Raw genomic sequence first — 25,148 nt, forward strand, 5'->3', positions numbered from 1 at the left:
CCCGCCCCGTGTCCCCCCTCCCGGGCGGGGCCCCCCCCCCCCCCCCGGGGCGGGGGGGGCGCCCCCTGGGCCCACCCCCCCCGCCCAACCCCCGACGGGCGGGGGGGCCTTCGCCGTGTCAGGCGGAGATCAGAAGCGGCGGGTGACCAGCGCCCGCTTCACTTCCTGGATCGCCTTGGTGACCTCGATGCCACGCGGGCAGGCCTCGGAGCAGTTGAAGGTGGTGCGGCAGCGCCACACGCCCTCACGGTCGTTGAGGATCTCCAGGCGCTGCTCGGCGCCCTCGTCGCGCGAGTCGAAGATGAAGCGGTGCGCGTTCACGATCGCGGCCGGGCCGAAGTACTGGCCGTCGTTCCAGAACACCGGGCAGGACGACGTGCACGCGGCGCACAGGATGCACTTGGTGGTGTCGTCGAAGCGCTCGCGGTCCTCGGCGGACTGCAGGCGCTCGCGGGTCGGGTCGTTCCCCTTGGTGATGAGGAACGGCATGACGTCCTTGTACGCCTGGAAGAACGGGTCCATGTCCACGACCAGGTCCTTGAGGACCGTGAGGCCCTTTATGGCCTCGATCGTGATCGGCTTCTCCGGGTCGACGTCCTTGATCAGGGTCTTGCACGCCAGCCGGTTGCGGCCGTTGATCCGCATGGCGTCGGAGCCGCAGATGCCGTGCGCGCAGGAACGGCGGTAGGTGAGGGTGCCGTCCTGCTCCCACTTGATCTTGTTGAGCGCGTCCAGGACGCGCTCCTTCGGGTCGAGCGTCAGCTGGTAGTCGACCCACACCGGGTCCGGGTGCTCCTCCGGGTTGAACCGGCGGATCCGGAAGGTGACGGTGATCAGCTCGACGCCGCCCGCCTCGACCGCGTCCAGAGCGGCCGAGTGCTTCTCCACGGTAGGAGTGCTCATCAGTACTTACGCTCCATCGGCTGGTAGCGGGTCGTGACGACCGGCTTGTAGTCGAGGCGGATGGAGGTGCTGCCGTCGGCGGCCACCTCCTGGTACGCCATGGTGTGCTGCATGAACTTCACGTCGTCACGGGTCGGGAAGTCCTCGCGGTAGTGGCCGCCGCGCGACTCCTCGCGGGCCAGCGCGGAGACGGCCAGCACCTCGGCCAGGTCGAGCAGGTTGCCCAGCTCGACGGCCTCCAGCAGGTCCGTGTTGTACCGGAAGCCCTTGTCCTGGATCGAGACGTTCTTGTAGCGCTCCTTCAGCGCGGCGATGTCCTCGACCGCCTGCTTCAGGGTGGCGCCGGTGCGGTACACCATCGCGTTGGCGTCCATGGTCTCCTGCAGCTCCTTGCGGATCTGCGCCACGGACTCGGTGCCGGCGGCCTCGCGCAGGCCGTCGACCAGGGCCTGGACCTTCTCGGCCGGGTTCTCGGGCAGCTCGACGAACTCGTGCACGTTGGCGTAGTCGGCGGCGGCGATGCCCGCGCGACGGCCGAACACGTTGATGTCCAGCAGCGAGTTGGTGCCCAGGCGGTTGGCGCCGTGCACGGACACGCAGGCGACCTCGCCGGCCGCGTACAGGCCCGGGACGACGTCGGTGTTGTTGCGCAGCACCTCACCCTCGACGTTGGTCGGGATGCCGCCCATGGCGTAGTGCGCGGTGGGCTGGATCGGGATCGGGTCCGTGTAGGGCTCGATGCCGAGGTAGGTGCGGGCGAACTCGGTGATGTCCGGGAGCTTGGCGTCCAGCTGCTCCGGCGGCAGGTGGGTCAGGTCCAGGTAGACGTGGTCGCCGTCCGGACCGCAGCCGCGGCCTTCGCGGATCTCGGTGTAGATCGCGCGGGAGCAGACGTCACGGGACGCGAGGTCCTTCATGACGGGGGCGTAGCGCTCCATGAAGCGCTCGCCGTCCTTGTTGCGCAGGATGCCGCCCTCGCCGCGGGCGCCCTCGGTGAGCAGGATGCCCATGCGCCAGATGCCGGTCGGGTGGAACTGGAAGAACTCCATGTCCTCCAGCGGCAGGCCGCGGCGGTACACCAGGGCCTGGCCGTCACCGGTGAGGGTGTGGGCGTTGGAGGAGACCTTGAAGAACTTGCCGGTGCCGCCGGAGGCGAACACGACGGACTTGGCCTGGAAGACGTGGATCTCGCCGGTGGCCAGCTCGTAGGCGACGACGCCGGCCGTCTTGCCCTCGTTGATCAGCAGGTCGAGGACGTAGAACTCGTTGAAGAACTCGACGCCGTGCTTGACGCAGTTCTGGAACAGCGTCTGGAGGATCATGTGACCGGTGCGGTCGGCCGCGTAGCAGGAGCGGCGGACGGGGGCCTCACCGTGGTTGCGGGAGTGCCCGCCGAAGCGGCGCTGGTCGATCCGGCCCTGCTCGGTGCGGGAGAAGGGAAGGCCCATCTTCTCCAGGTCGAGGACGGCGTCGATGGCCTCCTTGCACATGATCTCGGCGGCGTCCTGGTCGACCAGGTAGTCACCACCCTTGACCGTGTCGAAGGTGTGCCACTCCCAGTTGTCCTCCTCGACGTTGGCGAGGGCGGCGCACATGCCGCCCTGGGCCGCGCCGGTGTGGGACCGGGTGGGGTAGAGCTTGGTCAGGACGGCGGTGCGGGTGCGCTGCGTCGACTCGATGGCCGCGCGCATGCCGGCGCCGCCGGCGCCGACGATGACGGTGTCGTACTGGTGAATCTGCATGGGGGTTCTAACTCGCCTCTGGCCTCTGCCGATTGCCGATTAGATGCTTTGTCGTCAGATGTTGGGGTCGAAGGTGAAGATCACCAGGGTGCCGAGCAGCACGGTGAAGACCGTGGCGGTACCCATGAGCCCCTTCAGCCAGAGCCGGGTCGAGTCCTTCTCGGCGTAGTCGTTGATGACCTGCCGCATGCCGTTGGCGCCGTGGAGCATGGCGAGCCAGAGCATCGTGAGGTCCCAGACCTGCCAGAACGGCGAGGCCCAGCGGCCGGCCACGAAGGCGAAGCCGATCTTGGAGACGCCGCCGTCGAGCACCAGCATGATGAGCAGGTGCCCGAGGATCAGGACCACGAGGACGATGCCGGACAGGCGCATGAAGAGCCAGGCCAGCATCTCGAAGTTGGTGCGGGTGCGGCGCGGGGTCTTCGGGGTCCGCTTGCGCGGCGGCTCGATGACGAACGCGTCCGCCGGGTTGCCGGTGCCGAGGCCCTTGCCGGTGTGCGCGTGCGCGGAGGGGACGACCAGCGCGTCGGAGTATTCCGTGGACATGTGTCAGCTCACTTCCCGAACCAGGAGATCAGCGTGTGCTGCAGGATCCCGTAGAAGGAGCCGGCCATCAGCACGACCCAGACCGCCACGACGGTCCAGAGCATCTGCTTCTGGTACTTCGGGCCCTTGGACCAGAAGTCCACGGCGACGACCCGCAGGCCGTTGAGGGCGTGGAACAGGATGGCGGCCACCAGGCCGTACTCCATCAGGTTCACGAGAGGAGTCTTGTACGTCTGAATGACGGTGTCGTACGCCTCGGGCGACACTCGCACCAGAGCGGTGTCCAGGACATGGGCGAACAGGAAGAAAAAGATGAGGACGCCGGTGACTCGATGAGCCACCCAGCTCCACATGCCTTCCCGGCCGCGGTACAGCGTTCCAGCCGGCACGGAAAAACCCTCCGGAAGCGATTGGGGGCTCGGCCGGCTTCGGTGTCGGTCAGCCCGGCCAGGTACGGTCCACCGGCCGCCAGCATCCTATCGACGCTGCGTCGGGAACCGCCTCCGGGGGTCTCAGGTGTGATCAATCAGGCACGACTGGCCTAGCCGGACGGGAACCGGCGGCGCTTTGGTCGCTCTGGGTGACGACTCGACTGCGTTACGGTGGCGGCCCGCTCCGCCGCCGACACCCTGCCGAGGCCCCCGTGCCGCTTCGCCCCGTCCGACCGTCCGCCGCCGCCCTCGCGGCCCTGCTGCTGCTCGCCACGGGCTGCACCACGGTCGGCGGCTCCTCCGCGGACCGGGCCGGGCCCGGCCGTGAGCTGTCCGCGGCCGAGCTGCGGGCGGCCGCGGTGGCCGGTGCCGACCTCGGGGCGGGCTACACGGTGACGGTGATGACGCCAGGCCACGGCGACACCGGGGCGGGCGCGGGGCGGGAGGTCGCGGACGTCCCGGCCTGCCAGCCGCTGCTGGACGCGGTGACCCCGGCCGCCTCGGCCGGCGCCGGCAGCGCCTCGGCCTCGCCGGCCCCGGGCTACCCGTACGCGGAGACCGACCTGAGCGTGGCCCGGACCGCCGACCCCAGGGGCGGCGTGTACGGCGGCCTGCTCGGCTACCGGACGGGGCGGGCGGCCGTGCTCCAGGCGGAGCTGGAGAAGCTGTTCGGCCCGTGTGCCGCGTTCACCTCGATGGCCCCGGCGCCGCCGGCCGAGAAGCCGGGGAAGAAGGCGCCGATCCGGACCAGGCACCGGCTGAACCGTGAGGACACGCCCACCCCCGGGGGAGCGGACGCCGCGCTCGGATTCACCCTGACGAATGAATCGGGGAGCGCGGTGCTCTCGCAGCGTGCGGTGCTGGCCCGGATCGGGCCGGCGCTCGCGGTGTTCACCACCTTCGGGGTCGCCGCCGAGCCGGCCGCCGCGCCGGACGAGGTGATCGTCCGGCAGCAGGTGGCCAAGCTGCGGGCCGCCCAGGCGAAGAAGAAGTAGCGGGCGGAGAGTTAGCGGGCGGGATGGAGGAGACGGCGGCGGCTCAGCGCGCCCCGGCCTCCGAATGGGTGGCGACCAGGTGCTCCAGTCGGGTGAGGGCGATCCGGCGGAGCTCGTCCGCCGCGATCAGCCGCTCCTCGTCCGGGTCGTTGGCCAGCCGGGTGCGGATCGAGGAGAGCACGGTGTCGAGCATCTCCTCCGGGGCCACACCCTCCAGGCAGACCACGAAGACGTGGCCGAACCTGGCCTCGTACGCGGCGTGGGCGGCCCGCAGCGCGGTGTGCGCGGCCTGGCTGCCCGGTGCCCGCATGCCGAGCAGCGGTTGCGGCATCCAGCTCTCGTCGGCGAGCGCCTCGGCCAGGTCGGCCGGGCGGAGGTCGTAGGAGGCCTCGCTGGCGGCGGCCAGCAGGGACTCTATGTCGGGGTAGGGCCGGTGCGCGGTGAGCCGCAGGGCCCAGCGGTGGCTGCCGCAGCAGGCCAGGAGGGCCTCCTCGGCGGCGCCGGCATCGGCTTCGTTGAAGCGGTGCAGCCCGAGGAGGGTCGGCTCGGAGCTTGGATCGAGCCGCTGTGGCGGGATGTCGCTGGCCAGCGGGTCCTCCTCGTGAGGGCGGGAAGGTGCCGGTGAAGTGGGGTGGGGTGGAGCAGCTGAAGTATGGGGGCTGCGGGCGGCGTCACGGCGCCGGTCGGGCAGCTCCTCAAAGGTAGTTGAGCCGTCATCAGTTGGGGAGGGCGCGCGCGGAATTCATCCGGACGAGCTATCAAGTTGTGACGTTGACATCTTTGTGTCAGCGCCCTCCCCACGTTCATCTGTTAATCCGGCATCCGCTGATCCGGCACCCCCGCCTCAGGAGGGCGGCTCTGGCGAGGCCCTTGGCCAGAGGTGTACGGGGTGGCCGGGCCGCCGGTGGATCCGACCGCCGTCAGGCGCGGTGGACCTTGTGGTTGGCGGCCTGGGCGCGGGGGCGGACGACCAGGAGGTCGATGTTGACGTGCGGGGGGCGGGTGACCGCCCAGGCCACGGTGTCGGCGATGTCCTCCGAGGTCAGCGGCTCGGCCACGCCGGCGTACACGGCCGCGGCCTTCTCCTCGTCGCCGCGGAAGCGGGTGACCGCGAAGCCCTCGGACTTCACCATGCCGGGGGCGATCTCGATCACCCGGATCGGCTCCCCGCACAGCTCCAGGCGCAGCGTCGCCGCGATGGTGTGCGCGGCGTGCTTGGCCGCGACGTACCCGCCGCCGCCCTCGTACGCGGCCAGCGCGGCGGTCGAGGAGAGCACCAGCACGGTGCCGTCGCCGGTGGCCCGCAGGGCCGGCAGCAGCGCCTGCGTCACGTGCAGCACGCCGAGCACGTTCACCTCGTACATGGCCAGCCAGTCGGCCGGGTCGCCGTGCTCGACCGTCTCGGCGCCGATCGCCCCGCCGGCGTTGTTCACCAGCACGTCGACCCGGCCGACCTCGGCCGCGAAGGCGTCCACGGCGGCCCGGTCGGTGACGTCGAGCGTGACCGCCCTGGCCGAACCGCCCCCGTCGCCGATCTCCTTGGCCAGCGCCTCGATCCGCTCGGTCCGCCGGGCGGTCAGCACCACGTCGAAGCCCTCGGCCGCCAGCCGGCGGGCGGTCGCCGCGCCGATTCCACTGCTGGCACCGGTGACCACGGCCACCTTCTGCTCGGTCATTGCCACTCCCTGGGGCTCATCCGGTCGTTCACCCGATCATCTCAACCGTGTCCGCGCCCGCGCCGCCCGGTCCCGCTCCAGGTCCTGTCCTACATTGCGAGGACCGACCGATGCCCCCGCCGATCCCGTGGAGGGACCTCATGGCAGCCGAGCCGCGCCGCGCCGAGTCAGGCTTCCCGATCGAGCCGCTGTACGGCCCGGAGGCGCTGGCCGACTGGGATCCGGCGAGCAGACTCGGCCGGCCGGGGGAGTACCCGTACACCCGGGGCGTCTACCCGACGATGTACGCCGGCCGGCCGTGGACGATGCGCCAGTACGCGGGCTTCGGCACCGCCGCCGAGTCCAACGCCCGCTACCGGCAGCTGATCGCGGGCGGCGGCACCGGCCTGTCGGTGGCCTTCGACCTGCCCACCCAGATGGGCTACGACTCGGACGCGCCGCTCGCCGCCGGGGAGGTGGGCAAGGTGGGCGTGGCCGTCGACAGCGTCGAGGACCTGGCCGTGCTGTTCGACGGCATCCCGCTGGGCGGGGTGTCCACCTCGATGACCATCAACGCGCCCGCCGCACTGCTCCTGCTGCTCTACCAACTGGTCGGCGAGGCCCAGGGGGTGGCGCCGGCCCGGCTGACCGGCACGGTCCAGAACGACGTGCTGAAGGAGTACATCGCCCGGGGCACGTACATCTTCCCGCCGCAGCCCTCGCTGCGGCTGGTCGCGGACGTCTTCCGGTACTGCCGGGCGGAGATCCCGCGCTGGAACACCATCTCCATCTCCGGCTACCACATGGCCGAGGCCGGGGCGGATCCGGCGCAGGAGATCGCCTTCACGCTGGCCAACGGCATCGCCTACGTCCGTACCGCGATCGCCGCCGGGATGGCGGTGGACGACTTCGCCCCCCGGCTCTCGTTCTTCTTCGTGGCCCGGGTCACGCTGCTGGAGGAGGTGGCCAAGTTCCGTGCCGCCCGCCGGATCTGGGCCAGGGTGATGCGGGAGGAGTTCGGCGCGAAGGATCCGCGCTCGTGGATGCTGCGCTTCCACACCCAGACCGCCGGGGTGCAGCTCACCGCCCAGCAGCCCGAGCTGAACCTGGTCAGGGTCTCGGTGCAGGCGCTCGCCGCGGTGTTCGGCGGCACCCAGTCGCTGCACACCAACGGCTTCGACGAGGCGATCGCGCTGCCCACCGAGAAGGCCGCCCGGCTCGCCCTGCGCACCCAGCAGGTGCTCGCCCACGAGACCGACGTGACCGCCACCGTCGACCCGTTCGCCGGCTCGTACGCGGTCGAGTCGCTGACCGACGAGGTGGAGGCCGCCGCGCTGGCGCTGATGGCCCGGGTCGAGGAGCTGGGCGGCGCGGTGGCCGCGATCGAGCAGGGCTTCCAGAAGGCCGCGATCGAGCGCACCGCCTACCGGCTCCAGCAGGAGACCGACTCCGGGGAGCGGACGGTGGTCGGCGTCAACCGCTTCCGGCTGGACGCCGAGGAGCCGTACCGGCCGCTGCGGGTGGATCCGGCGGTCGAGCGGCAGCAGGCCGAGCGGCTGGCCCGGCTGCGGGCCGGGCGGGACCGCGTGGCCGTCGCCCGGGCGCTGGACGGGCTGCGCCGCACCGCGGAGGGGGCGGGGAACGTATTGTACCCGATGAAGGAGGCGCTGGCGGCGCGGGCCACGGTCGGCGAGGTCTGCGACGCGCTGCGGGAGGTGTGGGGCGTGTACGCCCCGGTGGAGAGCTTCTGACGCATCGCCAAGAAGAGGTCGGCCGTGACCGTCGCTCCGGGCGGTCGTTGCACAGGGCAAGCAATCGGGGAAGGCGGCTGAAACGAGATGTCATACCCACCTGTTCGGCCGGTATGCGCCCATCCGGGGACTAGTTTTCCAGAAGTCGGGCCAAATCCCCCCAACAGGCCTACCCTTGTTGAGATGAACCGTCCTGAGCCCGCTCAGCCGGGCGCCACTCTGGCCACCGCACGCCCCGCCGCCGAACTGCGCGCCCGGGTCCGGGGGCTGGAGTCCGAGCTGATCGCCTTCCGCCGTGACCTGCACCGGCACCCGGAGCTCGGCCGCCAGGAGTTCCGCACCACCGGCCTGCTCCGCGACCGGCTGGTGGCGGCCGGCCTGAGCCCCCGGGTGCTGCCCGGCGGCACCGGCCTGATCGTCGACATCGTCCCGGCCGGCACCGCCCCCGGCACCGAGTTCCTGGCCTTCCGCGCCGACATCGACGCGCTGCCGATCGACGACGCCAAGAACGACGTGCCGTACCGCTCGACCGTCCCCGGCCGGGCCCACGCCTGCGGCCACGACGTGCACACCGCGGTGGTGCTCGGCACCGCCCTGGTGCTGGCCGAGGCCGTCCGCACCGGCGAACTGCGCCGCCCCGTCCGGCTGGTGTTCCAGCCGGCCGAGGAGGTCCTGCCGGGCGGTGCGCTGGACGTGATCAAGGCCGGGGGGATGGACGGCGTCGGCCGGATCTTCGCGGTGCACTGCGACCCCAAGGTGGAGGTGGGCCGGATCGCCCTGCGCACCGGGGCGATCACCTCGGCCTGCGACCGCTTGGTGCTGCACCTGGACGGCCCCGGCGGGCACACCGCCCGCCCGCACCTGACCACCGATCTGGTGACCGCGATCGCCCGGATGGCCGCCGACCTGCCGGGCGCGCTGGCCCGCCGGATGGACCCGCGCTGGGGCGTCAGCCTGGTCTGGGGCCGGATCGCCTCCGGCTCCGCGCCCAACGTCATCCCGCAGCGCGCCGAACTGGAGGGCACCGTCCGCTGCCTGGAGCTGGACGGCTGGCGCGAGGCGCCCGACCTGCTGCACGAGCTGATCGCCAAGCTCGCCGAGACCTACCGGGCGAAGTGGACGCTGGACTACCACCGGGGGGTGCCGCCGGTGGTCAACGAGGCGGTCTCGGTCGCCCTGCTGGACGCGGCGATGACCGACCGGTTCGGCCGGGAGGGCGCGCAGGTGGTGGAGAGCACCGAGCAGAGCCTGGGCGGCGAGGACTTCTCCTGGTACCTGGAGCACGCCCCGGGCGCGCTGGCCCGGCTCGGCGTCCGCGCCCCCGGTGACACCACCGTCCGCGACCTGCACCAGGGCCGCTTCGACGCCGACGAGCGCGCGATCGGGATCGGCGTGGAGCTGTTCGCGACGCTCGCCCTGGACGAGCCACAGCACTGAGCCGCAGGACTGAGCTGCGGAAATCGAACGGCAGAGCTGAGCGGCAGGACCGAGCCGCCGAAACCGAACAGCAGTACTGAGCCGCGGGATTGAGCGGCGCACACCGTCCTCGGGCATCTCCTCGGGCACTGCGTGAACGCCCTCTCGGGCGACCCTCGGGCGACCGGCCGGCACCTCATCTCGGTGACCGGCCGGTTTACCGCCATCCGGGGTTATCGAACGGTTCCGTAGACTGGGCCGCAAAACCAGCTTTGGATCACCGTCCGCGCACGGGAATAGGGCCTTGGGAAGACCGTGAGACCACGGTTTGATAACAACCCGAATGGTCCGGCAGCCCGTAACCCAACCGTGTTCTACGCGCGTTACGGTGGCGTCCGACCACGCTAATCAGGTGCGTGTGAGAAGGAGATACTCCCTTGCGCCGTTCAATGAAGCTCGCTGCGGTTGTGCTCTCGGGTTCCCTGGGCATGGCCTCGCTCGCCGCTTGCGGCGCAAAGAGCACTGACACCAACACCTCCTCCGGTTCGGGCGACGGCTCGATCAAGGTCGGTATGGCCTACGACATCGGCGGCCGTGGCGACCAGTCGTTCAACGACTCCGCCGCCCGCGGTCTCGACAAGGCCAAGGCCGAGCTCGGCGTCGCGGTCACCGAGGCCGACGCCAAGACCGGTGAGGCCGAGGCCGACAAGGAGACCCGCCTCAAGAACCTGATCGACGGCGGCTACAAGACGATCATCGCGGTCGGCTTCGTCTACCAGCAGGCGGTCGACAAGGTCGCCAAGGACAACCCGAACGTCAAGTTCGCGATCATCGACTCGAACGACAAGGACCAGCCGTCCAACGTCACGTCGCTGGTCTTCGCCGAGCAGGAGGGTTCGTACCTCGCCGGCGTCGCCGCCGCGAACAAGTCGAAGTCCAAGCACGTCGGCTTCATCGGCGGTGTGCAGACCGAGCTGATCAAGAAGTTCGAGGCCGGTTACAAGGCGGGTGTGAAGTCCGTCGACGCGAACATCCAGGTCGAGACCACCTACCTGACCACGCCTCCGGACTTCACCGGCTTCAACTCGCCCGACAAGGGCAAGGAGGCCGCGCAGGGCCAGCTCGACAAGGGCGCGGACGTCATCTACGCCGCCGCCGGCTCCTCCGGCAACGGCGCCATCGAGGCCGTCGCCAACAAGCCGGGTGCCCTGGCCATCGGCGTCGACTCCGACCAGGCCGCCCAGCCGGCCCTGGCGAAGTACAAGAACAGCATCCTGACCTCGATGGTGAAGAACGTCGACAACGCCGTCTTCTCCTACATCGAGTCGATCAAGAAGGGCCAGCCGTTCACCGGCATCAAGCTCTTCGACCTGAAGGCCGAGGGCGTCTCGCTCGCCACCACCGGCGGCAAGCTCGACGACATCCAGGACAAGCTGAAGGGCGCCACCACGGCGATCACCTCCGGCGCCACCACCGTCCCGACCGCGCCGGCCCAGTAAGGCCCGCGCGTCCCGGACGCACCAGCGACTGCCGCCTGCCCGGCAGCGCGATGAACGGCAAAGCATCACGGGAGGGGCCCGGCAGGGTGCGCTCAACGCGTACCCCCGGGCCCCGTCCCGTCCCCCCGTCTTCCCCTTGGCCCTCCCAGCGCAACGACGCGCCTCCAGACCACCAGGAGATCGCCATCACCGCATCCGACCCCGTCCCCCCGCGCGAGGACGGTACCCCCAGCGCGGGGACGGCGACATCGGCCGTCGAACTGCGCGGCATCACCAAGCGCTTCCCCGGTGTCGTGGCCAACCACGACATCAACCTCACCGTCCGCAGCGGTACCGTGCACGCCCTGATGGGTGAGAACGGCGCCGGCAAGTCGACGCTGATGAAGATCCTCTACGGCATGCAAAAGCCGGACGAGGGCACCATCGCGATCAACGGCGAGCCGTGCGAGTTCAACACCCCGGGCGACGCCATCTCCCGCGGCATCGGCATGGTCCACCAGCACTTCATGCTGGCCGACAACCTCACCGTGTGGGAGAACGTCGTCCTCGGCGGCGAGAAGCTCCACGGCATCGGCGCCAAGGCGAAGGCGAAGATCAAGGAGATCTCCGACCAGTACGGCCTGGGCGTGCGCCCGGACGCCCTGGTCGAGGACCTCGGCGTCGCCGACCGCCAGCGCGTCGAGATCCTCAAGGTGCTCTACCGCGGCGCCAAGATCCTGATCCTCGACGAGCCGACGGCCGTGCTCGTCCCGCAGGAGGTCGACGCGCTGTTCGACAACCTGCGCGAGCTCAAGTCCGAGGGCGTCACCGTCATCTTCATCTCGCACAAGCTGCACGAGGTGCTGGCGGTGGCCGACGCGATCAGCGTGATCCGGCGCGGCACCACGGTCGGCGACGCCGATCCGAAGGCCGTCACCGCCCGTCAGCTGGCCGAGATGATGGTCGGCGCCGAGCTGCCCTCCCCGGAGAGCCGCGAGTCGACCGTCACCACGACCGAGATGCTCGACGTCAAGGACCTGCGGATCGCCAAGACCGACGCCGAGGGCATCGAGCGCGTCGTCCTCGACGACATCTCGCTGCGCATCCACAAGGGCGAGATCCTCGGCATCGCCGGCGTCGAGGGCAACGGCCAGGCCGAACTGGTCGAGGCCATCATGGGCATGCTGCCGCTGGACGGCGGCACCGTCACCCTGGACGGCAAGGACCTCTCCGGCTCGCTCACCCGGGCCCGCCGCGAGGCCGGCATCGGCTACATCCCCGAGGACCGCCACAAGCACGGCCTGCTGCTGGAGGCCCCGCTCTGGGAGAACCGGATCCTCGGTCACGTCACCGAGGCGCCCAACTCCAAGGGCGTCCTGCTCGACCCGGGCGCCGCCCGCAAGGACACCTGGCGGATCGTCGAGGCCTACGACGTCCGCACCCCCGGCATCGAGGTCACCGCGGCCTCCCTCTCCGGCGGCAACCAGCAGAAGCTGATCATCGGCCGCGAGATGAGCCACCAGCCCAAGCTGCTGATCGCCGCGCACCCCACCCGTGGTGTGGACGTCGGCGCGCAGGCGCAGATCTGGGAGCACATCCGGGTCGCCCAGCGGGCCGGCCTGGCCGTCCTGCTGATCTCCGCCGACCTGGACGAGCTGATCGGCCTGTCCGACACCATCCGGGTCATCTACCGCGGGCGCCTGGTCGCCGACGCCGACCCGGCCACCGTCACCGCCGAGGACCTCGGCACCGCCATGACGGGTGCCGCCAGCGGCCACCTCGAGTCCGATGCGGAGGCCGTCGAGCACTTCCACGAGATCCTCGCGGAGGGCACCGAGGCCGAATCCGACGCCGGCCCCACCGACACCGCCGACGACCCGCAGGCGGGGGAGTAACCCACATGACCAGTCCCAACACCGCCGCCAAGCGCAGCCTGGCGCAGCGGATCAGCGGTGAGCGGATCGTGCTCGCACTGGCGGCGCCGGTGCTCGCGGTCGTGCTCTCCGTCGTGATCTGCTCCGTCCTGCTGGCGACCTCCGGCAAGAACCCGTTCGACGCGTGGAACGTGATGCTCACGTACGCCACCAAGTCGGACGGCCAAGTGGCGATCCTCAACCGGTCCACCACGTACTACCTGGCCGCCGCGGCCGCCGCCTTCGGGTTCCGGATGAACCTGTTCAACATCGGCGTCGAGGGCCAGTACAAGGTCGCGGCGCTGTTCGCGGCCTTCGTCGGCGCCAAGGTCGACCTGCCCGCGATCATCCAGATCCCGCTGCTGCTGGTCACCGCCATGCTGGTCGGCGGCCTGTACGCGAGCATCGCCGGTCTGCTGAAGGTCTACCGCGGGGTCAGCGAGGTCATCTCGACCATCATGCTGAACTCGATCTCGATCGCGGTCGTCGGCCTGCTGCTCGTCCCCGGCATCTTCGCGCCGAAGACGAGCACCACCAGCAACTCGATCCAGACCGCCCCGATCTCGCAGTCCAGCCACTTCTTCTCGCTGGAGACGGCGGGTGGCCCGCTCTGGGGCTTCATCTTCATCGCCGCCCTGGTCGGCGTGGTCTTCCAGTTCACCCTGACCCGCACCCGCTTCGGCTTCGACCTGCGGGCCACCGGCCGCTCGGAGTCGGCCGCGACCGCGTCCGGCGTGAACGTCAAGCGCATGGTGGTCATCTCGATGGTGGTCTCCGGCGCGATCGCCGGTCTGATCGGCATGCCCGAGCTGCTGCAGAACTCGTACTACTACGGCCAGAGCTTCCAGTCGAACCTGGGCTTCCTCGGCATCTCGATCGCCCTGCTCGGCCGCAACAGCCCGATCGGCATCGCCTTCGCGGCCCTGCTGTTCGCCTTCCTGGACACCACCGGCTCCCAGCTGCCGCTCCAGGGCGGCTTCCCCTTCGAGATCGTCGACGTCATGAAGGGCACCATCGTCATCTGCGTCGTCGTCGCCTACGAACTGGTGCGCCGCTACGGCCTGAAGCGCCAGCAGCAGAAGGTCGGCGCCCAGCTCGCCGCCCAGCTCGCGGCTCAGCTCGCGGCCACTGAGAAGAAGGAGGTGTCCGCATGAGCACGGCTACCGCCGCGCGTCCCAAGGCGCCGGGCGCGCCCACCAAGAAGCGCAAGATGTCCTGGCCGGTGGTGCTGCTGCTGATCGCGGGCGCCCTGGTCCTGTTCTCCGCCGTGGGCATGGCCACCGGCAACCACGCGCTGACCTCCTCCGGCCAGATCACCGCCGCGCTCAGCGCCGCCGTGCCGATCGGCATGGCCGGTCTGGGCGGTCTGTGGTCGGAGCGGGCCGGCGTGGTCAACATCGGCCTCGAAGGCATGATGGTCGCCGGCACCTTCTGCGGTGCCTGGGCCGGCTACCTGGTCAACCCGTGGGTCGGCCTGCTGGCCGGCATGCTCGGCGGCGCGCTCGGCGGTCTGCTGCACGCGCTCGTGACCGTCACCTTCGGCGTCGACCACATCGTCTCCGGCGTCGGCATCAACCTGCTGATCCCCGGCATCTGCGCGTACGTCAACCGGATCTACTACAAGGACTACATCGCGGTCGGCGCGGGTGCGAACCAGTCGCCGCCGGCGGATCCGCTGCCCTACATCACCGTCCCCGGGCTGTCCTCCGGGCTGAAGAGCATCGAGGGCCACCACTGGTTCCTGGTCTCGGACGTGGCCGGCGTGCTCGGCGGCCTGGTCACCAACATCTCGGTGGTCGTGCTGCTGGCCGGCGCGATGATCGTGGTCAGCTACTTCGTGCTCTGGCGCACGGTGTTCGGCCTGCGGCTGCGCTCCTGCGGTGAGAACCCGACCGCCGCCGAGTCGCTGGGCGTCAACGTCTACAAGTACAAGTACCTCGCGGTCATCGCCTCCGGCGCCTTCGCCGGCCTCGGCGGTGCGTACCTCTCGCTGGTCGCGGCGCACTTCTACAAGGACGGCCAGACCCTCGGCCGCGGCTTCATCGGCCTCGCCGCGATGATCTTCGGCAACTGGATGCCGGGCGGCCTCGCCATGGGCGCCGGCCTGTTCGGCTTCACCGACAGCCTCCAGCTGCGCGACCCGGAGTCGGTGCACGTGCTGATCCTGACCGTCGCCATCGCGATGGCACTGCTCGCGCTCTGGCAGCTGTACCGGCGCAAGTTCACCGGCGCGGCGATCTCCTTCGTGGTCGCCGGCGGTCTCGGCGCCTGGTACGCGCTCACCGACGAGGTGCAGCGCCCGCTGATCGTCGCCACGCCGTACGTGATCACCCTGGTGGTGCTCTCGCTGGCCTCCCAGCGGCTGCGCATGCCGAAGGCGGACGGTCAGATCTACCGCAAGGGCCAGGGCAAGTGACGGCGCCTGCGGCATCGGCCGCGATCGACTGGGAGCGGCTGCGCGCGGCCGCGCGCGAGGCGATGACCCACGCGTACGCCCCGTACAGCAAGTTCCCGGTCGGCGCGGCCGCGCTGGTGGACGACGGGCGGCTGGTCACCGGCTGCAACGTCGAGAACGCCTCGTACGGGCTCGGGCTGTGCGCCGAGTGCGGGCTGGTGTCCGCGCTGCACGCCACCGGCGGCGGCCGGCTGACGGCCTTCACCTGCGTCGACGGCGCGGGCGAACTGCTGATGCCGTGCGGGCGCTGCCGCCAGCTGCTCTACGAGCACGGCGGGCCGGAACTGCTGATCGAGCTGCCCTCGGGGATCCGCCCGATGAGTGAGGTCCTGCCCGACGCGTTCGGGCCGGAGCGGCTCTAGCTTCGACAATTGTTACGCGCGTAGAGTGTCGCGAGTGGGCCGGAACCCGGTCATCTCGCGACACTCTTCGCTTTTGAAACCCCTCTTGGAGCACGCATGGACGCCATCTCCGTCATCAGGACCAAGCGCGACAGCGGAGAACTGAGCGACGCTCAGATCGACTGGGTCATCGACGCCTACACCCGCGGCGAGGTCGCCGACGAGCAGATGTCCGCCCTGGCCATGGCGATCCTGCTGAACGGCATGAAGCCGCACGAGATCAGCCGCTGGACCGACGCCATGATCCGCTCCGGCGTCCGGATGGACTTCTCCTCGCTGCCGCTGCCCACCAGCGACAAGCACTCCACCGGCGGCGTCGGCGACAAGATCACCCTCCCGCTCGCCCCGCTCGTCGCCGCCTGCGGCGCCGCCGTCCCGCAGCTCTCCGGCCGCGGCCTCGGCCACACCGGCGGCACCCTCGACAAGCTGGAGTCCATCCCCGGCTGGCGCGCCCTGCTCTCCAACGAGGAGATGCTCGACGTCCTGCGCTCCACCGGCGCGGTCATCTGCGCCGCCGGCGACGGCCTCGCGCCCGCCGACAAGAAGCTCTACGCGCTGCGCGACGTCACCGGCACCGTCGAAGCCATCCCGCTGATCGCCTCCTCGATCATGTCCAAGAAGATCGCCGAAGGCACCGGCGCCCTGGTCCTGGACGTCAAGGTCGGCTCCGGCGCCTTCATGAAGAACCTCGACAACGCCCGCGAACTCGCCCGCACCATGGTCGGCCTGGGCACCAACGCCGGCGTGAACACCGTCGCCCTGCTCACCGACATGTCCACCCCGCTCGGCCTCACCGCCGGCAACGCGCTGGAGGTCCGCGAGTCGATCGAGGTGCTGGCCGGCGGCGGCCCCGCCGACGTCGTCGAGCTCACCCTCGCCCTCGCCCGCGAGATGCTCGCCGCGGCCGGCGTGCACGGCAAGGACCCGGCCGACGCGCTGCGCGACGGCTCCGCGATGGACCACTGGCGCCGCATGATCGCCGCCCAGGGCGGCGACGTCGACGCCCCCCTCCCGGTCGCCCGCGAGCAGCACGTCATCCCGGCGCCCGCCTCCGGCGTCCTCACCGAGCTCGACGCCTACGCCGTCGGCGTCTGCGCCTGGCGCCTCGGCGCCGGCCGCGCCCGCAAGGAGGACCCGGTCCAGGCCGGCGCCGGCGTCGAGATGCACGCCAAGCCCGGCGACACCGTCGTGGCCGGCCAGCCCCTGCTGACCCTGCACACCGACACCCCCGAGCGCTACGACTACGCCATCGAGGCACTGACGGGCGGCATCGAGGTCTCCCCGGCCGGCACGGCCTTCACCCCGAACCCGATCGTCCTCGACCGCATCGCGTGACCGCGTGATTACCCCATGTGCGGCAGCGTGCCCTACGCTGCCGCACATGGGAGTTGACCGCTTCACGGTCGAGATCGAACCGGAGGGGGGTGGCGATGAACCACCTCCAGTGGAAGACCCGCCGCACGCGTGAGCTGCTGGGCGAGCAGGTGCAGGAGAGCCCGGAGATGGCCGCAGAGCGGCTGGAGTTTCGTTACTCCTGGGCGTTCGGGCAGGCGCTCTACGACCGCCGCACTGCTCTCGGCCTGTCGCAGACGGACGTGGCCCGTCGCGCCAACATGACCGAAGACGAGATCGAGTGCATCGAGGGAGCCGGCACCGTGCCCACCCTGCCGCTGTTGGAAAAGCTGGCGGTGGCTCTGGAAGCCGAGTTGGACATCCACGTGGTGCCCGGCGCTGATACGAAGCTTCGCTTTCACGCGCCGGCTGCATGAGGGGCCGACGAGGAGCCCGTACCCGGTTTGCCGGGTGCGGGCTCCTTCCGTGTGTTCAGGCCCGGTCGGCCGGTGTCCTGCGGGTGCGGGTTCAGGCGTAAGTCCGCAGGACGCTGGTGTCGAGCGTCCAGGGGCCGACGGTGATCTTGTCGCCGAAGGCGAAGTCCTTGCGGTGGGTGTAGCCGGGCTCGTCGTGGACGATGCCGGTGCCCTTGCGGGGATCGACCAGGAGATAGAGCGGAATGCCCATCGCCGCGTAGTCGTGGACCTTGTCGCGGTAGTCGCTCTCGGGGTTGGACGTGGAGACGATTTCCACGACGAGAAGGATCTCGTGGGGAAGGAAGGCCGGGTCGTCGTCGTCCAGCGCCGCGTCGGGGAACACCATCAGGTCGGGATTCCGAAGCCGACCGAGGCCGACGTCCTCCAGGTCCGCGCCACCGTGGGCGATGTAGCCGGGGTGGGTCTGCGGTAGCTGGGCATTGAGCTGTTGAGCGATCCGCAGTACCGCGAGTTCGTGCCGTTTGACCGGCGACAGCATCAGGACGACCGCTCCGTCGGCGATCTCGACCTTCCCCAGCCCCGGCAGCCGGGGAAGCTGATCGGCGATCTCCCGCAATCGGGCGTACGCCGCCGGATCAACGCTCATGCCCGGAGTGTATCGGCGGTGGTCGTCAGGGGCGGTTGAAGACGTCGTGGGTGCCGATCCGGCGCCAGACGATGTGCGGGTCCCCGCCCTGGACGGGGAGGCCGTAGTGGAAGGTGGCCCGGCCGCCGGGGGCCCAGGTCAGTTCCCAGATGTCCGGGTGGCCCTGCATCTTCTTCACGCGCAGGCCGCGTCGGAAGCCCTGACCGGCCCGCAGGTCGGTGACGAACTGGGCGACGGCGACGAGGAATGCGGCCTTCTGCGCGGGAGTCAGGCCCTTCCAGTCACGGAGGAAGTGGGCCGGCGACTCATGCGTCGGCACGGCGCTTGATCTCCTCCAGGTCCAGGCCGCCCTCGTCGGCGAGGGACTGCAGGAAGGCGTCGCCGTCCTGGAAGACCTCGCCGCGGTCGCCCTCGGCGATCGCCTCGTCGACCTCCTGCTCCTTCTCCTGCCAGCCGGCGCCCCAGAACCATGCCTGGTCGTCGGGGATCACGGAGGCGGGGGTCAGTACGATGCGGCCGTCCTCGATGGCGACCACCAGTTGGTCGCCCTCCTGGAGGTCCAGTTGCTCCCTTATCTCCTGCGGGATGGTGACCACGCCCTTCTTCCGCACGGGCGTGGACACCAGGTGGGGGCGGCGGCGGCGCTTGAGGTCTGCCATGGGGAAAGTCTACCTGGCAGAAAGTCTGCCCAGTCCGTCCTGTTGCCGGGCCGCGTGGGCCTGGCGGGTGGCGTAGAGGGTGACGGCGGCGGCGAGGGTCATGGCGGTGAGGCCGACGGTGGCGGCGCCGGGCCAGCCGGTGGCGTGGTAGGCGTCGGCGCCCAGGGTGCCGCCGAGGCTGTTGCCGAGGTAGTAGGCGATCAGGTAGAGGGCGGAGGCCTGGGCGCGGCCCTCGGTGGCGGTGCGGCCGACCGCTGAGGAGGCGGTGGCGTGGCCGGCGAAGAAGCCGGCGGTGATCAGGACCAGGCCGAGCAGGGCGCAGACCAGGGACTCGGTGAGGGAGAGCAGCAGCCCGGCGGCGGTCACGCCGATGGAGACGTAGAGCACGCCGCGGCGGCCGAGTCGGCCGGCGAGGCGGCCGGCCGCGGCGGAGGTGCCGGTGCCGACCAGGTAGACGACGAAGATCGAGGCGGCGACGGACTCGGGCAGGTGGAACGGCGCCGAGATCAGCCGGTAGCCGACGGTGTTGTAGACCGCGCCGAACACGGCCATGAACAGCAGCCCGAGCGCGTACAGCCGCACCAGCAGCGGGTTGCGCAGGTGTTGGCCGACGGTGCGGGCCAGGGCGCGGGCGTCCACGGGGGCCGGGGTGAAGTGCCGGGCGGCGGGGATCAGCAGCCGGAAGGCGAGTGCGGCGAGCAGGGCGAGGGCGGCGGAGGCGGCGAGGCCCCAGCGCCAGCCGAAGGCCGCGGCGGTCCAGCCGGAGAGCAGTCGGCCGCCCATGCCGCCGATGCTGTTGCCGGCCACGTACAGGCCCATCGCGGAGGCCAGGGCGCTGGGGTGGACCTCCTCGGCGAGGTAGGCCATGGCGGTGGCGGGCAGCCCGGCGAGCGCGGCGCCCTGGAGGACGCGCAGCACGACGAGGGTGGTGAGGTCGGGCGCGAACGGCAGGGCGAGGGCGAGGGTGGCGGCGGCGAGGGTGGAGGCCGTCATCACGGCGGTGCGGCCGTACCGGTCGGACAGGGCGCTGGCGGGGAGCAGGGCGAGCGCGAGTCCGAGGGTGGCGGCGGAGGCCGTCCAGCTGGCCTGGCCGGGGGTGAGGTCGAGGTCGGCCGAGAGGATCGGCAGCAGGCCCTGGGTGGAGTAGAGCAGGACGAAGGTCGCGACTCCGGCGGCGAACAGGGCGAGGTTGGCGCGGCGGAAGGCGCGCTGGCCGGGGCGGTGGCGGTCGTCGTGCGAGGCGGCGGGGGCGGGGGCATCCGGGGTGGTCACGGATGCCCTGGTATCGGCGGGCTGCATGTCGTCGACGGTAGGCGCGCTGCGGTTGATGCGTCCAATGCATGAACGGTGGATGATCGATGCGTTGTCGTATGAGTCGAGGTGGTGGCGGGATGGCCGGGGCGGACCGGGTGGACGTGACGGACGGCACGGAGCCGCGGTACCGGGTGGCGGAGTTGGGGCCGGACGAGCCGGCGGTGCTGCTGGCGCCCCGGCTGGCCCAGTTCGCGGCGGTGGCCCGGCTGGAGCACGTGACGCGGGCGGCCGCGCTGCTCGGGGTGCCGCAGCCGACGCTGTCGCGGGCGGTGGCCCGGCTGGAGGAGGAGCTGGGTGTGGACCTGCTGGCCCGTCAGGGCCGGACGGTCCGGCTGACCAGGGCCGGCCGGCTGCTGCTGGCCTCGGTGGAGCGGGCGCTGGCGGAGGTCGAGCGGGGTGCGGAGGCGGCCCGGGCGGAGGCCGATCCGGCGGCCGGGCGGGTGGCGTTCGGTTTTCTGCACACGATGGGGACGGACGCGGTACCGGCGCTGCTGCGCGGGTTCCGGGCGGGGCATCCGCAGGTCCGGTTCCAGCTGGTGCAGGACTACGTCGGGGCGATGCTGGAGCGGTTGCGGGCGGGGGAGTTGGACCTCTGCCTGGTCGCGCCGCTGCCGGACGATCCGGCTTTCACGGCCCGCCCGCTGGACGAGCAGCGGCTGCACCTGGTCGTCCCGGCGGACCACCGGCTGGCGGGCCGGCGGCGGATCCGGCTGGCGGAGGTGGCCGAGGAGCCGTTCGTCGGGCTGGAGCAGGGGTACGGGCTGCGCGCGATCACGGACGGCTTCTGCGCGCAGGCCGGGTTCGTGCCGCGGCTGGCCTTCGAGGGGGAGGAGGCGGAGACGCTGCGCGGGCTGGTCGCGGCCGGGCTGGGGGTGGCGCTGCTGCCGCCGGCGCTGGTGCCACGGCCGGGGGTGGTGGAGCTGGAGGTGACGGCGCCGCGTACCCGGCGGGCGATCGGACTGGCCTGGGCGGCAGGGCGGCCGCTGACCCCGCCGGTGGCGGCGTTCCGGGACTTCGTGCTGTCCCGGCGGGGCCGGTTGCTGCAGCACGATTGAGCCGCAACTGGGCCGAATGTGCCGGGGATGGCCCGGACGGTGGAATTCCCGGTGGACTTTCGCCGAACCGGCCGTGTTAACAGTGGTGGGTCTACGCGCGTAGGGGCTATATTTCCGCAATGGAGAAGCAGATCCCTGTCACCGCCGCGGGCGCCGGCCCGCGCATCCCCACCCCCGACCAGATCCGCCGCGCGCCGAAGGTGCTGCTGCACGACCACCTCGACGGCGGGCTGCGCCCGGAGACGGTCGTCGAGCTGGCCGCCGCGGTCGGCTACGAGGGCCTTCCGACCACCGACGCCAAGGAGCTCGGCGAGTGGTTCCGCGAGGCCGCCGACTCCGGCTCGCTGGTCCGCTACCTGGAGACCTTCGCGCACACCTGCGCCGTGATGCAGACCCGCGAGGCCCTGATCAAGGTCGCCGCCGACTGCGCCGAGGACCTGGCCGCCGACGGCGTCGTGTACGCCGAGGTCCGCTACGCCCCCGAGCAGCACCTGGAGGCCGGCCTGTCCCTGGACGAGGTCGTCCAGGCCGTGAACGAGGGCTTCCGCCTCGGCGAGGCCAACGCCCGCGCGGCCGGCCACCGGATCCGGGTCGGCACCCTGCTGACCGCGATGCGGCACGCCGCCCGCTCCACCGAGATCGCCGAACTGGCCAACCGCCACCGGGACCAGGGCGTCGTCGGCTTCGACATCGCCGGTGCCGAGGCGGGCCACCCGCCCACCCGCCACCAGGCCGCCTTCGACTACCTCAAGGGCGAGAACAACCACTTCACCATCCACGCGGGCGAGGCCTTCGGCCTGCCGTCGATCTGGGAGGCCCTGCAGTGCTGCGGCGCCGACCGGCTCGGCCACGGCGTGCGGATCGTCGACGACATCACGGTGGCCGAGGACGGCAGCGTCGAGCTCGGCCGGCTGGCCGCGTACGTGCGCGACAAGCGCATCCCGCTGGAGATGTGCCCGACCTCCAACCTCCAGACCGCGGCGGCCACTTCGTACGCCGAGCACCCGATCGGGCTGCTCAGCCGGCTGAAGTTCCGGGTCACCGTGAACACCGACAACCGGCTGATGAGCGGCACCAGCATGAGCCGCGAGTTCGGGCACCTGGTGGAGGCCTTCGGCTACACGCTGGGGGACATGGAGTGGTTCACGGTGAACGCGATGAAGTCCGCGTTCCTGCCGTTCGACGAGCGGCTGGCGATGATCAACGACGTGATCAAGCCGGGGTACGCCGAACTGAAGGCGGAGTGGCTGTTCAGCTCGGGCACCGGCGACAGCTGAGCGGCCCGGCCCGTTCGAATGGTCGGGTGAACGCCCATGTCTCGAAAGGGAGTTGGCGTTCATCCGACTACTCACTCGGGTGAGTGAACACCCTTTGGTCCTCGCGCGGCCCACTCACTACGGTGTGCCCGTCCATGCTGACAGGCCGTGGCGGCGGTAGCCCGTCCGCCCCGTCCCGATGTCGGCCACCGACGACGACCCAAGGGACGAACCATGAAGCAGGCTCTCAAGGCCGCCGGCACCGCGGCGCTCGGCATCGCCATCGCGGCGGTGGGCGCCGGTACCGCCGCCGCCGCCCCCGCGCCCGGCGGCCTCGGGCTGCCCACCGGCGCGGTCACGAACCCCGCGGTGACCGGCGCGGTCACCGACACCGCCGCCAAGCTGCCCGGCGGCGACAAGGTCACCGGCACGCTCGGCACCCTCACCCCGGCCGCCGGCCAGGCGGCGCCCGCCCCGGCCGCCGAGGCCGGTGCCACCACGCGTGGCGCCATCCCGACCATCCCCGGCATCGACAAGACCCCCATCGGCGGGCTGACCCACACCCTGCCGCTGCCGGGCCTGGCCGGCTGACCTGGCCGTCGGCACGACGACGGGCCGTCCGCCCCGGTGATCCCGGGAGCGGGCGGCCCGCCGTCGTACCGGCCCCGGCGCGACGGCGCCGGGCGTACGGTTCCCGGGCTTACGGCTCCTGGGGGAGCAGCACCCAGAGGGCCAGGTAGACCAGGCACTGGAGCCCGGGCAGGATGATCGAGATCAGGAAGATCAGTCGCACGGTCCACGGCGTCACGCCGTAGCGCTCGGCGAGCCCGGCGCAGACGCCGGCGATGACGCGGTTGTGACGGGGACGGGCGAGACGGGCGCTCATGGGTCAACTCCGTGTCGTGGCACCCGATCCGGCCGATCCGGCGGGCTTAATTTCCACTCTCCGCCACCGCGCTCCCGGAAACGTCCACCTGGCAGTCGATTCGCCACCCCGCCGACTCGCCGGTGAGGCGTAGCCGGGTGTCGGGGTCCGTCTCAGGGTCGCCCGGAGGCGGACGCCCCAGGTGGCGCCCGCGCGGCGGCGGGAAAGCCCGTTGCGGTCCGGCGGTGGTCCGGTCTAGCCTCTCCGGCAACACGTCGAGGGAGACGAGTACCTCCGGGCCCCGTGGGCCGAGAGAGCCGCCGGCAGCTGTGAAGGCGGCCCTGCGTCCCGGAGCGAAGACACTCCCGAGTGCGGGGAGGAAATGCCCCGCCGGCCGGCCCCCGTCAACGGGCCGCAATGAGGCCGCCGCCCGTGCGGGCGGCGGCGAAAGTGCGGTGGCACCGCGAGTTGCCCTTCTCGCCCGCACTCCGAAGGGATCACCACGACGCCCCTGGAGGGCCGCGATGATCCACCCGACGACCCGTGTCCTGGCCGCCGAACTACCCGGCCACGTCGGCGAATCCGTAGAGATCAGTGGCTGGCTGCACCGCCGCCGCGCACTCAAGTCCGTCACCTTCCTGGTGATCCGGGACCGCTCCGGACTGGCCCAGGTGGTCGCCACCGGCGCGGGCCCCGACCTGCCGGAGGAGACCGTCCTGCGGATCCGCGGCACCGTCACCGCCAACCCGCAGGCGCCGGCCGGCGTCGAGCTGACCTCGCCCACCGTCGAGGTCCTGTCCAGCCTCGCCGAGGCGCCCCCGGTCAGCCTGTTCCGGCCGACCGTCGAGGCCGCCCTCCCGGTGATCCTCGACGGTGCCCCCGTCACCCTCCGCCACCCGCGCCTGTCCGCCCTGCACCGGATCACCGCGGCCTCGGTGGGCGGGTTCCGGGCCACCCTCGACGGCCTGGGCTTCACCGAGATCCAGACCCCGAAGGTGGTCTCCTCGGCCACCGAGTCCGGGGCGAACGTCTTCGCGCTGGACTGGTTCGGCCGCCCCGCCTACCTCGCGCAGTCGCCGCAGTTCTTCAAGCAGGCGATGGTCGGGGTGTTCGAGCGGGTCTACGAGACCGGGCCGGTGTTCCGGGCCGAACCGCACGACACCGCGCGGCACTTGGCGCAGTACACCAGCCTCGACGCGGAACTCGGCTTCATCGCCGACCACCGCGAGGTGATGGCCGTGCTGCGCGAGGTGGTCGCCGGGATGGTCGCCTCGGTGGCCGAGCGGGCCGGCGCCGCCGTCGACCTGCTGGAGGTGAAGCTGCCCGAGGTCCCGGCGGAGATCCCGCAGCTCCACTTCGCCGAGGCGATGCGGCTGTTGGGCGTCGACGAGCCGGACCTCGCCCCGGTGCACGAGCGGTGGCTCAGCGAGTGGGCGCTGCGCGAGCACGGCAGCGAGTTCCTGTTCGTGGTCGGCTACCCGATGCGCAAGCGGCCCTTCTACACCCACCCGGAACCGGGCCGCCCGGAGTACTCCAACAGCTTCGACCTGCTCTTCCGCGGGCTCGAACTGGTCACCGGAGGCCAGCGGCTGCACCGGCACGAGGACTACCTGGCCGCGCTGGCGGCCCGGGGCGAGCCGGTCCAGCCGTACGAGGGCTACTTGCGCTCCTTCGCGCACGGGATGCCGCCGCACGGCGGGTTCGCGCTCGGGCTGGAGCGCTGGACGGCGCGGCTCACCGGCACCGACAACATTCGCCGGACCACGCTCTTCCCGCGCGACCTGCACCGCCTGACGCCCTGACATCCGACCCCGGCGGGCGGGGGGCACCGGACGGACCGGAGCAGCAGGAACCAGTACTCGCCGCCGGGCAGCTTCTCCTCCTCGACGGTGTGCGCG

General features: G+C 71.3%; 25 protein-coding genes. 14 read left to right on the forward strand and 11 right to left on the reverse strand.

Features of this window, described 5'->3' with window-relative positions:
- Positions 1-129 precede the first annotated feature (129 nt).
- From ACFV6D_RS07600 to sdhC, 4 genes are read right to left on the reverse strand one after another with little or no spacing between them, the layout of a single operon-like run.
- Positions 130-903, reverse strand: coding sequence for a succinate dehydrogenase iron-sulfur subunit (locus tag ACFV6D_RS07600; RefSeq protein WP_063349040.1), 774 nt, complete (start codon positions 901-903; stop codon positions 130-132).
- Entirely contained in the window at positions 903-2,645 is a 1,743-nt protein-coding gene (sdhA, locus tag ACFV6D_RS07605) for a succinate dehydrogenase flavoprotein subunit (RefSeq protein WP_063349041.1), read from the reverse strand. Before sdhA ends, ACFV6D_RS07600 begins: the two co-directional genes overlap by 1 nt.
- A 54-nt stretch (positions 2,646-2,699) precedes the next feature.
- Positions 2,700-3,191: a succinate dehydrogenase hydrophobic membrane anchor subunit gene (locus tag ACFV6D_RS07610; protein WP_063349042.1), complete on the reverse strand. Its 492-nt coding sequence runs from the start codon at positions 3,189-3,191 to the stop codon at positions 2,700-2,702.
- Between the two features lie 8 nt (positions 3,192-3,199).
- Entirely contained in the window at positions 3,200-3,580 is a 381-nt protein-coding gene (gene sdhC / locus ACFV6D_RS07615) for a succinate dehydrogenase, cytochrome b556 subunit (protein WP_063349043.1), read from the reverse strand.
- A gap of 254 nt (positions 3,581-3,834) precedes the next feature.
- Here sdhC and ACFV6D_RS07620 point away from each other — a divergent pair, with 254 nt between their 5' ends.
- Positions 3,835-4,617, forward strand: a complete 783-nt coding sequence (locus tag ACFV6D_RS07620; protein WP_380558851.1) for a hypothetical protein — start codon at positions 3,835-3,837, stop codon at positions 4,615-4,617.
- Positions 4,618-4,660: 43 nt separating this feature from the next.
- Here ACFV6D_RS07620 and ACFV6D_RS07625 read toward each other — a convergent pair whose 3' ends face one another.
- Both ACFV6D_RS07625 and ACFV6D_RS07630 read right to left on the reverse strand, forming a co-directional pair.
- Complete coding sequence (locus tag ACFV6D_RS07625; protein WP_380338984.1) at positions 4,661-5,206, reverse strand: 2-oxo-4-hydroxy-4-carboxy-5-ureidoimidazoline decarboxylase; 546 nt, start codon at positions 5,204-5,206, stop codon at positions 4,661-4,663.
- A 331-nt stretch (positions 5,207-5,537) separates the two neighbouring features.
- Positions 5,538-6,293, reverse strand: a complete 756-nt coding sequence (locus ACFV6D_RS07630; RefSeq protein WP_363369213.1) for an SDR family oxidoreductase — start codon at positions 6,291-6,293, stop codon at positions 5,538-5,540.
- A 140-nt stretch (positions 6,294-6,433) separates the two neighbouring features.
- On the opposite strand from ACFV6D_RS07630, the gene ACFV6D_RS07635 reads away from it, so the two are divergent.
- From ACFV6D_RS07635 to ACFV6D_RS07675, 9 genes are all read left to right on the forward strand, one after another.
- Complete coding sequence (locus ACFV6D_RS07635) at positions 6,434-8,023, forward strand: methylmalonyl-CoA mutase (protein WP_063349047.1); 1,590 nt, start codon at positions 6,434-6,436, stop codon at positions 8,021-8,023.
- Positions 8,024-8,206: 183 nt separating this feature from the next.
- Positions 8,207-9,460, forward strand: coding sequence for an amidohydrolase (locus ACFV6D_RS07640; protein WP_380558854.1), 1,254 nt, complete (start codon positions 8,207-8,209; stop codon positions 9,458-9,460).
- A 416-nt stretch (positions 9,461-9,876) separates the two neighbouring features.
- Positions 9,877-10,938 (forward strand): BMP family protein, encoded by a 1,062-nt coding sequence (locus ACFV6D_RS07645; protein WP_063349048.1) that lies wholly within the window; start codon positions 9,877-9,879, stop codon positions 10,936-10,938.
- A gap of 347 nt (positions 10,939-11,285) precedes the next feature.
- Positions 11,286-12,812: an ABC transporter ATP-binding protein gene (locus ACFV6D_RS07650; RefSeq protein WP_244293653.1), complete on the forward strand. Its 1,527-nt coding sequence runs from the start codon at positions 11,286-11,288 to the stop codon at positions 12,810-12,812.
- Positions 12,813-12,817: 5 nt separating this feature from the next.
- Positions 12,818-13,984 carry an ABC transporter permease gene (locus ACFV6D_RS07655; protein WP_380487040.1) on the forward strand — a complete coding sequence of 389 codons (1,167 nt, stop codon included), beginning with the start codon at positions 12,818-12,820 and terminating at the stop codon, positions 13,982-13,984.
- Entirely contained in the window at positions 13,981-15,246 is a 1,266-nt protein-coding gene (locus ACFV6D_RS07660) for an ABC transporter permease (protein WP_380487038.1), read from the forward strand. Before ACFV6D_RS07655 ends, ACFV6D_RS07660 begins: the two co-directional genes overlap by 4 nt.
- Positions 15,243-15,647 (forward strand): cytidine deaminase, encoded by a 405-nt coding sequence (locus ACFV6D_RS07665; RefSeq protein ID WP_063349052.1) that lies wholly within the window; start codon positions 15,243-15,245, stop codon positions 15,645-15,647. Before ACFV6D_RS07660 ends, ACFV6D_RS07665 begins: the two co-directional genes overlap by 4 nt.
- Positions 15,648-15,743: 96 nt before the next feature.
- Positions 15,744-17,021, forward strand: a complete 1,278-nt coding sequence (locus ACFV6D_RS07670) for a thymidine phosphorylase (RefSeq protein ID WP_380558858.1) — start codon at positions 15,744-15,746, stop codon at positions 17,019-17,021.
- A gap of 95 nt (positions 17,022-17,116) precedes the next feature.
- On the forward strand, positions 17,117-17,455 hold the full coding sequence (locus ACFV6D_RS07675) for a helix-turn-helix domain-containing protein (protein ID WP_380429444.1): 339 nt from the start codon (positions 17,117-17,119) through the stop codon (positions 17,453-17,455).
- A 91-nt stretch (positions 17,456-17,546) separates the two neighbouring features.
- On the opposite strand, the gene ACFV6D_RS07680 is transcribed toward ACFV6D_RS07675, so the two are convergent.
- Genes ACFV6D_RS07680 through ACFV6D_RS07695 form a run of 4 tightly spaced genes read right to left on the reverse strand, consistent with a single transcriptional unit; the run spans position 17,547 to position 20,059 of the window.
- Complete coding sequence (locus ACFV6D_RS07680) at positions 17,547-18,101, reverse strand: Uma2 family endonuclease (RefSeq protein WP_380429442.1); 555 nt, start codon at positions 18,099-18,101, stop codon at positions 17,547-17,549.
- 25 nt (positions 18,102-18,126) lie between these two features.
- Entirely contained in the window at positions 18,127-18,420 is a 294-nt protein-coding gene (locus ACFV6D_RS07685; RefSeq protein WP_380338973.1) for a hypothetical protein, read from the reverse strand.
- Positions 18,407-18,760, reverse strand: a complete 354-nt coding sequence (locus ACFV6D_RS07690) for an AbrB/MazE/SpoVT family DNA-binding domain-containing protein (RefSeq protein ID WP_079135829.1) — start codon at positions 18,758-18,760, stop codon at positions 18,407-18,409. Before ACFV6D_RS07690 ends, ACFV6D_RS07685 begins: the two co-directional genes overlap by 14 nt.
- A 9-nt stretch (positions 18,761-18,769) precedes the next feature.
- Positions 18,770-20,059: an MFS transporter gene (locus ACFV6D_RS07695; RefSeq protein WP_380558861.1), complete on the reverse strand. Its 1,290-nt coding sequence runs from the start codon at positions 20,057-20,059 to the stop codon at positions 18,770-18,772.
- A 92-nt stretch (positions 20,060-20,151) separates the two neighbouring features.
- Between ACFV6D_RS07695 and ACFV6D_RS07700 the strand changes: the two genes are divergently transcribed.
- The 3 genes from ACFV6D_RS07700 to ACFV6D_RS07710 all read left to right on the forward strand — a co-directional run bounded on the left by ACFV6D_RS07700 (position 20,152) and on the right by ACFV6D_RS07710 (position 22,976).
- Complete coding sequence (locus ACFV6D_RS07700; protein ID WP_380490660.1) at positions 20,152-21,129, forward strand: LysR family transcriptional regulator; 978 nt, start codon at positions 20,152-20,154, stop codon at positions 21,127-21,129.
- Positions 21,130-21,248: 119 nt separating this feature from the next.
- Entirely contained in the window at positions 21,249-22,406 is a 1,158-nt protein-coding gene (locus ACFV6D_RS07705; protein WP_063349058.1) for an adenosine deaminase, read from the forward strand.
- 213 nt (positions 22,407-22,619) lie between these two features.
- Entirely contained in the window at positions 22,620-22,976 is a 357-nt protein-coding gene (locus tag ACFV6D_RS07710) for an ATP-binding protein (protein WP_363580244.1), read from the forward strand.
- 109 nt (positions 22,977-23,085) lie between these two features.
- Here ACFV6D_RS07710 and ACFV6D_RS07715 read toward each other — a convergent pair whose 3' ends face one another.
- A complete protein-coding gene (locus ACFV6D_RS07715; protein ID WP_063349060.1) occupies positions 23,086-23,271 on the reverse strand; it encodes a PspC domain-containing protein in 186 nt (61 codons plus the stop codon).
- A gap of 503 nt (positions 23,272-23,774) precedes the next feature.
- Between ACFV6D_RS07715 and aspS the strand changes: the two genes are divergently transcribed.
- Positions 23,775-25,052: an aspartate--tRNA(Asn) ligase gene (gene aspS, locus ACFV6D_RS07720; RefSeq protein WP_380429438.1), complete on the forward strand. Its 1,278-nt coding sequence runs from the start codon at positions 23,775-23,777 to the stop codon at positions 25,050-25,052.
- Positions 25,053-25,148: the final 96 nt, after the last annotated feature.

Source organism: Kitasatospora sp. NPDC059812 (assembly GCF_042732075.1).
Taxonomy (GTDB): domain Bacteria; phylum Actinomycetota; class Actinomycetes; order Streptomycetales; family Streptomycetaceae; genus Kitasatospora.

Excerpts from the sequence above, each read along its gene's own strand:
- ACFV6D_RS07600 (WP_063349040.1), bottom strand. The coding sequence starts at position 903 with ATGAGCACTCCTACCGTGGAGAAGCACTCGGCCGCTCTGGACGCGGTC.
- sdhA (WP_063349041.1), bottom strand. The coding sequence starts at position 2,645 with ATGCAGATTCACCAGTACGACACCGTCATCGTCGGCGCCGGCGGCGCC.
- ACFV6D_RS07610 (WP_063349042.1), bottom strand. The coding sequence starts at position 3,191 with ATGTCCACGGAATACTCCGACGCGCTGGTCGTCCCCTCCGCGCACGCG.
- ACFV6D_RS07630 (WP_363369213.1), bottom strand. The coding sequence starts at position 6,293 with ATGACCGAGCAGAAGGTGGCCGTGGTCACCGGTGCCAGCAGTGGAATC.
- ACFV6D_RS07635 (WP_063349047.1), top strand. The coding sequence starts at position 6,434 with ATGGCAGCCGAGCCGCGCCGCGCCGAGTCAGGCTTCCCGATCGAGCCG.
- ACFV6D_RS07640 (WP_380558854.1), top strand. The coding sequence starts at position 8,207 with ATGAACCGTCCTGAGCCCGCTCAGCCGGGCGCCACTCTGGCCACCGCA.
- ACFV6D_RS07650 (WP_244293653.1), top strand. The coding sequence starts at position 11,286 with ATGGGTGAGAACGGCGCCGGCAAGTCGACGCTGATGAAGATCCTCTAC.
- ACFV6D_RS07655 (WP_380487040.1), top strand. The coding sequence starts at position 12,818 with ATGACCAGTCCCAACACCGCCGCCAAGCGCAGCCTGGCGCAGCGGATC.
- ACFV6D_RS07660 (WP_380487038.1), top strand. The coding sequence starts at position 13,981 with ATGAGCACGGCTACCGCCGCGCGTCCCAAGGCGCCGGGCGCGCCCACC.
- ACFV6D_RS07670 (WP_380558858.1), top strand. The coding sequence starts at position 15,744 with ATGGACGCCATCTCCGTCATCAGGACCAAGCGCGACAGCGGAGAACTG.
- ACFV6D_RS07675 (WP_380429444.1), top strand. The coding sequence starts at position 17,117 with ATGAACCACCTCCAGTGGAAGACCCGCCGCACGCGTGAGCTGCTGGGC.
- ACFV6D_RS07680 (WP_380429442.1), bottom strand. The coding sequence starts at position 18,101 with ATGAGCGTTGATCCGGCGGCGTACGCCCGATTGCGGGAGATCGCCGAT.
- ACFV6D_RS07690 (WP_079135829.1), bottom strand. The coding sequence starts at position 18,760 with ATGGCAGACCTCAAGCGCCGCCGCCGCCCCCACCTGGTGTCCACGCCC.
- ACFV6D_RS07695 (WP_380558861.1), bottom strand. The coding sequence starts at position 20,059 with ATGCAGCCCGCCGATACCAGGGCATCCGTGACCACCCCGGATGCCCCC.
- ACFV6D_RS07700 (WP_380490660.1), top strand. The coding sequence starts at position 20,152 with ATGGCCGGGGCGGACCGGGTGGACGTGACGGACGGCACGGAGCCGCGG.
- ACFV6D_RS07705 (WP_063349058.1), top strand. The coding sequence starts at position 21,249 with ATGGAGAAGCAGATCCCTGTCACCGCCGCGGGCGCCGGCCCGCGCATC.
- ACFV6D_RS07710 (WP_363580244.1), top strand. The coding sequence starts at position 22,620 with ATGAAGCAGGCTCTCAAGGCCGCCGGCACCGCGGCGCTCGGCATCGCC.
- ACFV6D_RS07715 (WP_063349060.1), bottom strand. The coding sequence starts at position 23,271 with ATGAGCGCCCGTCTCGCCCGTCCCCGTCACAACCGCGTCATCGCCGGC.
- aspS (WP_380429438.1), top strand. The coding sequence starts at position 23,775 with ATGATCCACCCGACGACCCGTGTCCTGGCCGCCGAACTACCCGGCCAC.